General features: G+C 72.5%; 8 protein-coding genes. 1 reads left to right on the top strand and 7 read right to left on the bottom strand.

Going from position 1 to position 10,182, the window contains the following annotated elements; all coding sequences use genetic code 11:
- Positions 1-187: 187 nt before the first annotated feature.
- Both BFF77_RS26055 and BFF77_RS26050 read right to left on the bottom strand, forming a co-directional pair.
- The gene (locus BFF77_RS26055) at positions 188-868 is read right to left on the bottom strand and encodes a class I SAM-dependent methyltransferase (protein ID WP_066954204.1); all 681 of its coding nucleotides are present in this window, start codon (positions 866-868) and stop codon (positions 188-190) included.
- Positions 869-1,063: 195 nt separating this feature from the next.
- The gene (locus tag BFF77_RS26050) at positions 1,064-2,908 is read right to left on the bottom strand and encodes an MFS transporter (protein WP_066954202.1); all 1,845 of its coding nucleotides are present in this window, start codon (positions 2,906-2,908) and stop codon (positions 1,064-1,066) included.
- 190 nt (positions 2,909-3,098) lie between these two features.
- Between BFF77_RS26050 and BFF77_RS26045 the strand changes: the two genes are divergently transcribed.
- Positions 3,099-4,577, top strand: a complete 1,479-nt coding sequence (locus BFF77_RS26045; protein WP_245703713.1) for an MFS transporter — start codon at positions 3,099-3,101, stop codon at positions 4,575-4,577.
- Positions 4,578-4,628: 51 nt separating this feature from the next.
- On the opposite strand, the gene BFF77_RS26040 is transcribed toward BFF77_RS26045, so the two are convergent.
- From BFF77_RS26040 to BFF77_RS26015, 5 genes are all read right to left on the bottom strand, one after another.
- A complete protein-coding gene (locus BFF77_RS26040; protein WP_066954199.1) occupies positions 4,629-5,261 on the bottom strand; it encodes a response regulator transcription factor in 633 nt (210 codons plus the stop codon).
- 92 nt (positions 5,262-5,353) lie between these two features.
- A complete protein-coding gene (locus BFF77_RS26035) occupies positions 5,354-6,601 on the bottom strand; it encodes a histidine kinase (RefSeq protein WP_066954196.1) in 1,248 nt (415 codons plus the stop codon).
- Positions 6,598-7,329, bottom strand: coding sequence for an ABC transporter permease (locus BFF77_RS26030; RefSeq protein WP_107422252.1), 732 nt, complete (start codon positions 7,327-7,329; stop codon positions 6,598-6,600). Before BFF77_RS26030 ends, BFF77_RS26035 begins: the two co-directional genes overlap by 4 nt.
- Before the next feature lie 8 nt (positions 7,330-7,337).
- Entirely contained in the window at positions 7,338-8,351 is a 1,014-nt protein-coding gene (locus tag BFF77_RS26025; RefSeq protein WP_066954190.1) for an ABC transporter ATP-binding protein, read from the bottom strand.
- 546 nt (positions 8,352-8,897) lie between these two features.
- Positions 8,898-10,182, bottom strand: a 1,285-nt coding sequence (locus BFF77_RS26015) for a hypothetical protein (protein WP_245703712.1), incomplete at its 5' end; no start/stop codon positions are given.

Here is a 10,182-nt window from a genome sequence, read left to right as displayed (position 1 = left end):
CCGCCGCGGCGGGCGGGACCCCGCCGTCCGGTCCGCTCACGCTCTGCCGGACGAGCCCGCCCGCCAGCGCGGCCGACACCAGCGCGGCGCCCGCGACGGCGAGACCGCTCCGGCCGGAACGGCGTCGGACGGTCGGCGGGCTCTCACCGGTCTGCTGGCTTTCGTTGTCGTACGGCACGTCGCGATGCTAAGGGCTGTCCGGTCGATCGTCGTGAACCGGTCCGGGGCGTCCGGTGCGGCGCAGGACGCGCAGGGAGCCGGTGCCGGGGAGTTCGGTGAAGGCGCCGGAGGCGAGCGCCCGCAGATAGATCTGGTACGGGGCCCGGCCGCCGTCCGCCGGGTCGGGGAAGACGTCGTGGATCACGAGCAGCCCACCCTCGGCGAGATGCGGCGTCCAGCCCTCGTAGTCCCCGCTCGCGTGCTCCTCGGTGTGGCCGCCGTCGATGAAGACGAGTCCGAGCGGACCGCCCCAGACCCTCGCGACCTGCGGTGAACGTCCGACGACGGCGATCACCCGGTCCTCCAGACCGGCCCGGCGCAGGGTGCGCCGGAAGGTGGGCAGCGTGTCCATGACGCCGAGGTCCTGATCGACGACGGCCGGGTCGTGGTACTCCCAGCCGGGCTGCTGTTCCTCACTGCCGCGGTGGTGGTCGACGGTGACCGCGACCGTCCCCGACTCCCTCGCGGCGGCGGCCAGCAGCAGGGTGGAGCGTCCGCAGTACGTACCGATCTCCAGGAGCGGCAGCCCGAGCGCCCCGGCGTCGGCCGCCGCCGCGTAGAGGGCGAGCCCTTCGTCCACGGGCATGAACCCTTTGGCGGCCTCGAACGCGGCGAGGACGTCGGGTGCGGGTGCGGTCCCGGCGGACATGGGCGGCTCTCCTCGGTCTGACCTGCGGCGCTGCCGTGCCGAGGCGCTGACGCGCTGGTGCGCGCCGGCCGCCCGACGGCGCCGGCGCGTGGGGGCCCATGGTCCCGTACACCCCCGTCCGCACGGCGGGCGGGGGTGGCGTGGCGGACGAGCGTGACCGCCGCTCAGGAGTGACCGCCGCTCAGGAACGACTGCTCAGGACGGGACGGCGGTGGCGTGTTCCGGCGCGCTCTGCGCCCGCGCCAGCACCAGATCGACATCGACCGGCAGACCGTCGCCTTCGTACACCGCCGGGCGCGCCTGCGGCGCGTATCCCGTCGCCGTCGCCGCCAGTACGTAGTGCCCGCCGGTCCGCGGCAGCAGCGCGTACACGCCGTTCTCGTCCGTGGTGGTGAGCCCCGCCTGCCGGCCTCCGCCGTCGATGAGTGTGACATTCGCCCATGCCACCGGAGCACCGTCCGGGTCCAGCACATGTCCCCGGAAGCCGCCGGAACCGGCGACGAGTGTGTGCTGACGCCCTTGTTCGTCCGCGTCCGGTGTGGACTCCGGTGACGCCAGGGCCGCCGGCGCCAGGGACGCCGTCTTCGGGCCCTTCGCCGCCGACCGCTGCGACGGCAGGAACGCCGCCAGCGCCAGTCCGGCGGCCACCGCGCCCGTGGCGATCAGGAACGAGATACGGAAACCGTGCAGAGTGGGCAAGGTCACCCCGCCCGAGACGGCCGAGGTGTGCGCCAGCACCATGCCGATCACCGCGCTCGACACCGAGGTACCGATGGAGCGCATCAGGGTGTTCAGACCGTTGGCCGCGCCGGTCTCCGAGGGATCCACGGCGGCGACGATCAGCGCCGGGAGCGAGGAGTACGCGAGGCCGATGCCCGCGCCCACGACCACCGAGATGACGACGGTCTGCCAGGCCGCGCTCATCAGGCCGAGACCCGCGCCGTATCCGACACCGATGACCAGCATGCCGAGCATCAGCGAGACCTTGGGGCCGCGTCGCGCGGAGATCCGGGCGTAGAGCGGCGCCGTGAACATCATCGTCAGTCCGAGCGGCGCCACACACAGCCCGGCCACCACCATCGACTGGCCGAGCCCGTAGCCGGTGGACTTCGGCAGTTGGAGGAGCTGGGGCAGCACGAGCGAGATCGCGTAGAAGGCGACACCGATCATGATCGAGGCGAGATTGGTGAGCAGCACCTCACGGCGCGCGGTGGTACGGAGATCGACCAGCGGCGCGGCACTCCTGAGCTCCATGACGCCCCACAGCAGCAGGATCACGACCGACAGCACGAACAGTCCGATCGTGGTGGTCGAGCCCCAGCCCCAGTCACCGCCCTTGGTGATCGGCAGCAGCAGGGCGACGAGCCCCGCGGAGAGTCCGATCGCGCCGAGCCAGTCGAACCGTCCGGTGGCCCGTACGGACGACTCGGGCACGAAGCGGAGCGTGAGCAGGATCGACAGGGTGCCGAGCCCGGCCGCGCAGAAGAACAGCGCGTGCCAGTCGGCGCTCTGCGCGACCAGGGCCGCGCCGGGCAGGGCGAGCCCGCCGCCCACGCCGATGGAGGAGCTCATCAGCGCCATCGCGGAGCCGAGGCGCTCGCGCGGCAGCTCGTCGCGCATGATGCCGATGCCGAGGGGTATCGCGCCCATGGCGAAGCCCTGGAGCGCCCTGCCGACGATCATGATGACGAGATCGTCGGTGAATCCGCAGATCAGCGAGCCGATCACCATGACGGCGAGGCTGGCGAGCAGCATCCGGCGCTTGCCGAAGAGATCCCCGAGCCGCCCCATGATCGGGGTGGCGATGGCACCGGCCAGCAGGGTCGCCGTCATGACCCAGGTGGCGTCGGCGGGTGAGGTGTGGAGCAGTGCGGGCAGATCCTTGATCACGGGAACGAGCAGGGTCTGCATCACCGCCACGGTGATGCCCGCGAAGGCGAGGACGGGGACGATGGCGCCGCCCTCGCGGGCCGGAGGCCGGGTCCGCGGCCGGGCCGGGGAAGCCTCCGGGTGTTGATGATCGGTTGTCGGCTGTGGCATACGTGCGTCCTCCGGGCAGGAAAGGAGAGGGCAGGGGCGGATGCGTGGCGGCGGGGGAGGGCGGACGGCTCGGTCCGCCAAGTGCATGCAGTGTGAAACCTTCCCCATCGCCGCGTTATTCCGGCGAACGCGGTACGAACTCGGGCCGACGTCGACGGGCTTCTTTCTGACGGGCCGTCAAGCTGCGACCATGGCGCGCATGGTCCGAGCCGCCGCGGATTCCGAAGCCGCCGATGAAGCAGACATATCAGGAACAATAGGCATAAATCCCTCAACTGGCCTGGCCGGCAACGGGGTCCGGACCTGGGCGGTGATCGTCACCGCCTGCGCGGGACAGTTCCTCGTCGTCCTCGATGTGTCCGTGGTGAATGTCGCGCTGCCGTCGATGCGCGCGGACCTCGGACTCTCCGCCGGCGGTCTTCAGTGGGTGCTCAACGCCTACTCGATCGCTTTCGCCGGTTTCATGCTGCTCGGTGGGCGGGCCGCCGATCTCTTCGGCCGCAAGCTGATGTTCCTGACCGGGCTCACGGTCTTCACCCTGGCGTCCGTCGCGGGCGGACTCGCCCAGGAGGGCTGGCAGTTGCCGGCCGCCCGCGCCGTACAGGGCCTCGGCGCCGCCGTCCTGGCGCCCGCGACGCTCGCCATCCTGACCTCGGCCGTGCCCGCCGGAGCCGCCAGGACCCGGGCCATAGGCACCTGGACGGCGGTCGGCGCGGGCGGCGGCGCGGCGGGCGGGCTCATCGGCGGTCTGCTCACCGATCTGCTCTCCTGGCGATGGGTGCTGCTGATCAATGTGCCGGTCGGGGTGCTGGTCCTGGCCGGGGCCGCGGTGTGGCTGACCGAGAGCCGTACGGACACGGGACGGCGTCTCGACCTGCCCGGCGCGCTGCTGGTCACGGCCGGTCTCGCGGCGCTGGCGTACGGGATCGTGCAGACCGAGGCGCGGGGGTGGGGCGCGGGGGCCACCCTGCTGCCGCTGGCCGGGGGAGTGCTGCTGCTGGGACTGTTCGTGGCGGTGGAGGCACGGGCGAAGGTGCCGCTGATGCCGCTGGGGCTGTTCCGCGTACGGGCGGTGTCGGCGGCGAACACGGCGATGTTCGTCTGCGGTTCCGCGTCCTTCGCCGTCTGGTTCTTCATGACGGTGTACGCGCAGAACGTCCTGGGGTACGGGCCGCTGGAGGCCGGTCTCGCGCTCGTCCCGAGCTCGCTGAGCATTGTGTTCGGTTCGAAGCTCGCGCCTCGGCTGATGCCGTCGGCCGGTGCCCGGAACGTCGCGGTCGTCGGGGCGCTGCTGGCGGTCGCCGGGTTCGGCTGGCAGTCCGCGCTGACTCCCGGCGGATCGTATCTCTCCTCGATCCTCGGTCCCGGACTGCTGATCATGACGGGCCTGGGGCTGACGGGCACCACGCTGGCGGCGCTGGCCACCGGGGGCGCGGAGCCCGGTGACGCGGGTCTGGTCTCCGGTCTGATCAACACCTCGCGGACCATGGGCGGGGCGCTCGGTCTCGCGGTCCTGTCCACGGTGGCGGCGTCCCGTACGGCGGGCGGTACGAGCCCGCGGGAGCTGACGGACGGATACGCGCTGGCGTTCAGGACGGGCGGCGCGGTGGTGCTGGCGGGGGCGCTGCTGATGGCGGTGTGGCTGCCGCGCGGTTCCTCGGACGAGTGACCGGGAGGAGCCGTCCGAGGGCCGGCACACGGCCCCCGTTGCCCGCGTGGATCAGAGCCAGCCCTGGCGGCGGGCGGCGCGTACCGCCTCCGTACGGTTGCGGGTGCCGGTCTTGCCGATGGCCGACGAGAGATAGTTCCGTACGGTCGACTCGGACAGCCGGAACCTGGCCGCGATGTCGGCGACGGTCGCGCCGTCCACGGACGCGTTCAGCACCTCGCGCTCCCGCGCCGTGAGCGGGTTCGGGCCCGCGCTCAGGGCCGCCGCCGCCAGCGCCGGATCGATGACGGTCTCACCGGTCAGCACCCGGCGGATCGCCGCGGCGAGCTCCTCCACCGGCCCGTCCTTGACCAGGAAGCCCGAGGCTCCCGCCTCCATGGCACGGCGCAGATAGCCGGGCCGGCCGAACGTGGTCAGGATCAGCACGCGGCAGTCGGGCACCTCGTCCCGCAGCAGCGCGGCGGCGTCCAGCCCGCTGATACCGGGCAGTTCGATGTCCAGCAGCGCCACATCGGGGCGCGACAGGAGCGCGCTCTGCACGATGGCGTCACCGGTGCCCACCTGAGCGACCACCTCGATGTCCGGCTCCATCCCGAGCAGCAGCGCCAGCGCCCCGCGCAGCATGCCCTGATCCTCGGCGAGCAGGACGCGTACGGACGTGGCCGGCCTGTGGTCCCTGGGCATCTCTGTCACCTGCCCAGGTTAGTTGTCACCTGCCCAGGTCGGTTCGGACGCACGGGGACTGGCCCCGCCGGCCGCGGGCGCGCACCGTCCGGTCAGATGTGCGTCGGTGAGGCGTCCGCGGGCAGGAGGGCGGTCACCCGGAAGCCCTGTTGTGCCGGTCGCCCGGGACCCGCCGCCTTTCCGTTCGCCCGGACGCTCGCCGGGCCCGCTTCGAGGGAGCCGCCCGCCGCCGCGAGCCGTTCGGTGAGGCCCAGCAGGCCCGTACCCCCGGCGCCCGGGCCCGCCCTGCCGCCGTCGGCGCCCGCCGCACCGACGCCGTCGTCCATGACCGTCAGCCTGATCCGTTCCGCCGAGCCGTCCACCGTGATCGTGCAGCGGGTCGCGGCACTGTGCCGTACGGCGTTGGTGACGGCTTCCCGTACCACCCAGCCGAGCAGCACCTCGGCCCATGGCTCCAGCGGCGGCCCGGACCGCCGTATCACCGGTTCGATCCCGGCCGCCGTCAGCGCCGAGCGCGCCCGGTCCAGATCCGTGGCGAGGCTGCCCTCGCGGTAGCCCGTGACGGCCTCCCGTATCTCGGTCAGGGCCTGCCGGCCGACGGACTCGATGTCGGAGACCTGGGTCAGGGCCGCCTCCGGATCGGAGGGCGCCAGTCTGCGCGCCGCCTCCGCCTTGACCACGATCACGGACAGGGTGTGACCGAGCAGATCGTGCAGATCGCGCGAGAACCGCAGCCGCTCACGCTCCACCGCCGAGCGCGCCAGCTCCTGCCGTGTGGCGCGCAGTTCCCTCACCGTCTCGGCGAGGGTGAGGATGGCGGCGGTCACCATCATCGAGATGAACGTGCCGTACGCGACGCCGATCGCGCCCCAGCCGTCGTGGTACGCGCCGATCGCTCCGGCGGCGGCGCTCAGCGGAAGGCCCACCCAGGCGAGACCGCGCCCGCGCACCACGGTGCCGCAGGCCAGCCCGAAGAGCGGGAAGAACAGCAGCCAGCTCCCGCCGTAGACACCACCGAGGCCGAAGGTCATCAGCCCCATCCCGGCGAGCGACCACCAGGTGGCGTGACAGCGCCGCCTCCTCGGGTCGAAGGCCGTGAACACGACGTAGACGTAGAGGGAGTTGAAGACCAGCAGACCGGCACCGCCGAACCACGGGTTCGGTGTCCGGCCCTGGACGAGGTTGGAGAAGGAGCCCAGGCCGAGCAGCAGCCAGGGCAGCATCGCGTAACCACTGGGCGGGCCCGGCCTCCCGCCGTCCTGGTCCTGGACACGGCCCGGGTCCTGCTCGGTGTGCTGGGTGTTTTGGGTGTGCTGGGAACTTCGGGTGTTCCGGGTCATGTCGTCCTCGCCGATGTGCGGTACGAGACCACAGCGTACGAACCGAACACCAACAGCCAGCCGAGCAGGACGAGGACGGTCGTGACACCGGGCGCCGTGCCCCGCGTCAGGGACCAGCCGAGGTCGGCGAAGCGGTTGGCGGGGGTGTACACGGCGAGCGCGCGCAGCCAACCGGGGAACAGCTCGACCGGGAACCAGAGCCCGCCGATCACGGCCATGACCGTCAGACAGCCCACGCTGACCACACCGGCGCTCTGGGCGGAGAGCCGGTAGCCGTTGCCGATGCCCAGCAGTGTGAACGGAAGCGCGCCCGCACCGAGCAGCAGGACCAGGGCGGCCCACTGCCACGGTGCGAGCCGTACGCCGTTGACCAGACCGCCCGCCGTGAGTACGGCCAGCAGCGCGGGCAGGACGGTCACCGAGCCGGCGAGCGCGCGGCCGAGCACCACCTGGCGCGGATCCATCGGGGTGATCCGGAGCTGGCGCAGCCAGCCGAGGGACTTGTCCTCGGCGATACCGGTGCCCGTGCCGACGGCGGCGCCGAGCGCTCCGTACGCGGCCATGCCGACCATGGAGGCGACCTCCCACTCCTTGCCGCCCTGCGCACCTCCGCCGCCGCCCACATTCGTGAGCAGCAGATACATCAGGACCGGCATGCCCGTACCGAAGAGCACAAAGCCGGGATCGCGCAGTGTGCGGCGCACTTCGAGCGTGACGTACTCCAGCAGGGCGGGCATCACACCGTCTCCTTCGCGCGGGACCAGGACCGGCTCCAGGTCCGGCTCCGGGGTTCGTTGCGCGGCTCGGTCCGGGGTCCGGTCGGGGTCCGGGGCCGGGTCAGGGCGAGGAACGCGTCTTCGAGCGTGGCCGGAACCACTTCGAGCCGGCGGATCGCGCCGAGCCGGGCGAGGGCCATGACCGTGGCGTCCGAGTCGTCCGTACGGAGCCGGGCGCGGCCACCGCGCGTCCCGGCGCTCTCGACGGAGACGACACCGGGCAGCCGCCCGAGATCCGCCGCACGGGGTTCGGCCTCGGCGTCGTCCGGCAGGTCGAAGGAGACGAGATGGCCGCCGGCCGAGGACTTGATCCGCTCACCGGTGCCGTCGGCGACGATCCGGCCGTGGTCGATGACGACGATCCGGCCGGCGTGCTGATCGGCCTCCTCCAGATAGTGGGTGGAGAAGAGCACGGTGTTGCCGCGCTCCGCGTAGGCGCGCATGGACCCCCAGAAGGCGCGGCGGGCCTCCACGTCGAGGGCGGCGGTGGGTTCGTCCAGCACGAGCAGTTCGGGACGGCCGGCCAGCGCGACCGCGAACCGGACCCGTTGCGTCTGGCCGCCGGAGAGCTTGTCGACACGGCGGTTCGCGTGTGCGGTGAGTCCGGCGAGTTCGAGCGCCTCGGCGACGGGCAGCGGGCGGGGGAAGGTGCTCGCCACGAAGGTGACCAACTCCCGTACGGTCACCCGCCGGATCGGCCGGCCGTCCTGGAGCATCGCCCCGACCCGCCCGTCCGTCACGGCCCGCGCGGGCGGCCCGCCGAAGACACGGACCGTACCGGCGTCGGGCACGTCGAGCCCGAGGAGCAGCCCGATGGCGGTCGACTTGCCGGCGCCGTTGCGCCCGAGGAGCGCGACGGTCTCACCGCGCGGGACGGCGAGGTGGGCCCCGTCGACGGCCCGGACCGCGCCGAAGCTCTTGACCACGCCGGTGAAGCTCACCGCGGGTGAGGTGGTGTCCGCTGTCTGCGTCATACCGATGACGCTACGGAGCGGGACCGCCGCCCGGCAGATGCGGATGTACGGACTTGGCCGGTACGAATGTCACGGTGCACGACCCGGGACGGGAAGAGACCGCCGCGTCTGTACCGCGACGGCCTCTTCGTGGTGCGTCACGCGTGACGCGTCATGCGCGTCGTACGCGGTGTGCTGATACGCGTTGTGCGTTGTCGTGCGTGTGCCGGCCCGGGTCTCAGGCCGCGTTGCTGTGTTCCCCCTCCGCGGGGCGGCGGTGGCGGCCGTGGGCCGGAGACATCGAGTCCTCCGTGGAGGCCGCACCGCCTCGGTGCTTTCCGAAGTGGCTGATGTCACTCCGGTCGGCGGCCGTCCCCTGCGGGCGCTCCTGGGTCGTGTCAATTCGGGCTTCGGTCATGTGGGAAGTCACCCCGTCGTGATCGCTTCTTGTTGTGGCGCAGGGGCCCCGGCTTTCCCTGTACCGCCCGGCGAAGTGACGGTCACCGTTCCACATCACAGTCCCCGACAATGCCCGGTCGGTACGGCTGCGCAGCCCCGGAGGAAAGTCTATCCAGGTACCCCGCGCCCGGTGAGAGGCGCCTGCTGCAACGGGACCGGCCTGCACATCACAGGAGTTCGCGGAGGCGTGAACGGTTCCCGGGACGCGGATTCCGCTTGTGTGGGTTGTGTGAGTCCGGGCGGCCCCGAGGCGGCTCCGGACATCGGCGGTGCCGCGTGTGTCATCCGTGCCGACAGCGCCGAGGCCGACACCGACACCGGTACCTCTTCCGGCAGCGGTCCCAACGGCGCGGTGGATCCGGCCGGTTCGGTGTGTCCCGCCGGCGCCGCCCGCGCTGTCGGTTCGGCGTGTTCGGTGAGTTCGGCGTGTTCCGCCCGGTCGGCCGGTTCGGCCGGTTCCGCCGGGGCCGGGAGCCGGGCCACTCCGCACGGCACCTCCCCCGTCGCGTACGGCAGGCGCAGCACACCGTCCCGGGTCCAGAGCCCGGCTCCCGCCAACCACCCGTCGGGCGTGGGAAGCCGATGGAGCCGCCGGCTCATCGGACGCCATACGCCGAGCGCGCTGCCCGCCGCGCCGTCGATCCGCAGCGCCACCGCGCAGCTCTCCGGCATCAGAACCTGCCCCGGCTGCACGGCGAACGGCGTGACCGCGCAGTCCGCGAGCCGCAGGCACTCGGGGAAGCGCACCGGACGCAGACTGCCCAGTACGCCCCAGCCCAGCCGGTCATGACCCGGCGCGTCCGAACGGATCAGCAGCAGTCCGCTGTCGGCGTCCGCGAGCAGCAGCCGGTCGTTGCTCTCCTCGGTGATCTGGAGCAGTGGCGTCGCCTCGCCGCCGCGTCCCAGATCGACGGCGACGGCCTTCACCACGCCGTCCCTCTCCCGGTCCAGGGCCAGTATCCGTCCCGTACGGTCGAGCCAGACGCCGCCCGAGCAGCGGCCCGCGACCTCGGCCACCCGCTCCGGTCCGAACGCGCCGCCCGCCACCAGCCAGACCGTGGTGGAGTGCTCGCCGGGCGCCAGGGCGTAAGCGCTCCGGCCGTCCGGTGACGGCGGCAGCAGCGTCAGCCGGTCGCATCCGAGCGCGCCGAGCGGCAGCTGACCCGTATCGGGGCCCGTCGGATAGAGCAGCGAGAAGTCGTGCCGGTCCGCCACCCGGCGTCGGATGAGCACCCGTCCGTCGGCCATGGGCAGGACATCGGAGTCGGGCTCCTCGGGCTGGTCGAGGGGGAGCGGTACGGCGTAGGGCTCGGGTCCGTCGAGCGTCCACCGCTCCGGGAACCAGGCGTCGCCGCACCCGTCCCCGTCGCCCTGCCCGCCTCCGCTCCCGCCC

This window comes from Streptomyces lushanensis (assembly GCF_001700515.1).
Classification (GTDB): domain Bacteria; phylum Actinomycetota; class Actinomycetes; order Streptomycetales; family Streptomycetaceae; genus Streptomyces; species Streptomyces lushanensis.
The sequence above is the reverse complement of the archived record's forward strand: the minus strand, read 5'-3'. Positions and strand labels throughout refer to the sequence as shown.

Bases quoted from the DNA above. Each gene is read 5' to 3' on its own strand.
- BFF77_RS26050 (WP_066954202.1), bottom strand. From the start codon at position 2,908: ATGCCACAGCCGACAACCGATCATCAACACCCGGAGGCTTCCCCGGCC.
- BFF77_RS26025 (WP_066954190.1), bottom strand. From the start codon at position 8,351: ATGACGCAGACAGCGGACACCACCTCACCCGCGGTGAGCTTCACCGGC.
- BFF77_RS26045 (WP_245703713.1), top strand. From the start codon at position 3,099: ATGGCGCGCATGGTCCGAGCCGCCGCGGATTCCGAAGCCGCCGATGAA.
- BFF77_RS26040 (WP_066954199.1), bottom strand. From the start codon at position 5,261: ATGCCCAGGGACCACAGGCCGGCCACGTCCGTACGCGTCCTGCTCGCC.
- BFF77_RS26035 (WP_066954196.1), bottom strand. From the start codon at position 6,601: ATGACCCGGAACACCCGAAGTTCCCAGCACACCCAAAACACCCAGCAC.
- BFF77_RS26055 (WP_066954204.1), bottom strand. From the start codon at position 868: ATGTCCGCCGGGACCGCACCCGCACCCGACGTCCTCGCCGCGTTCGAG.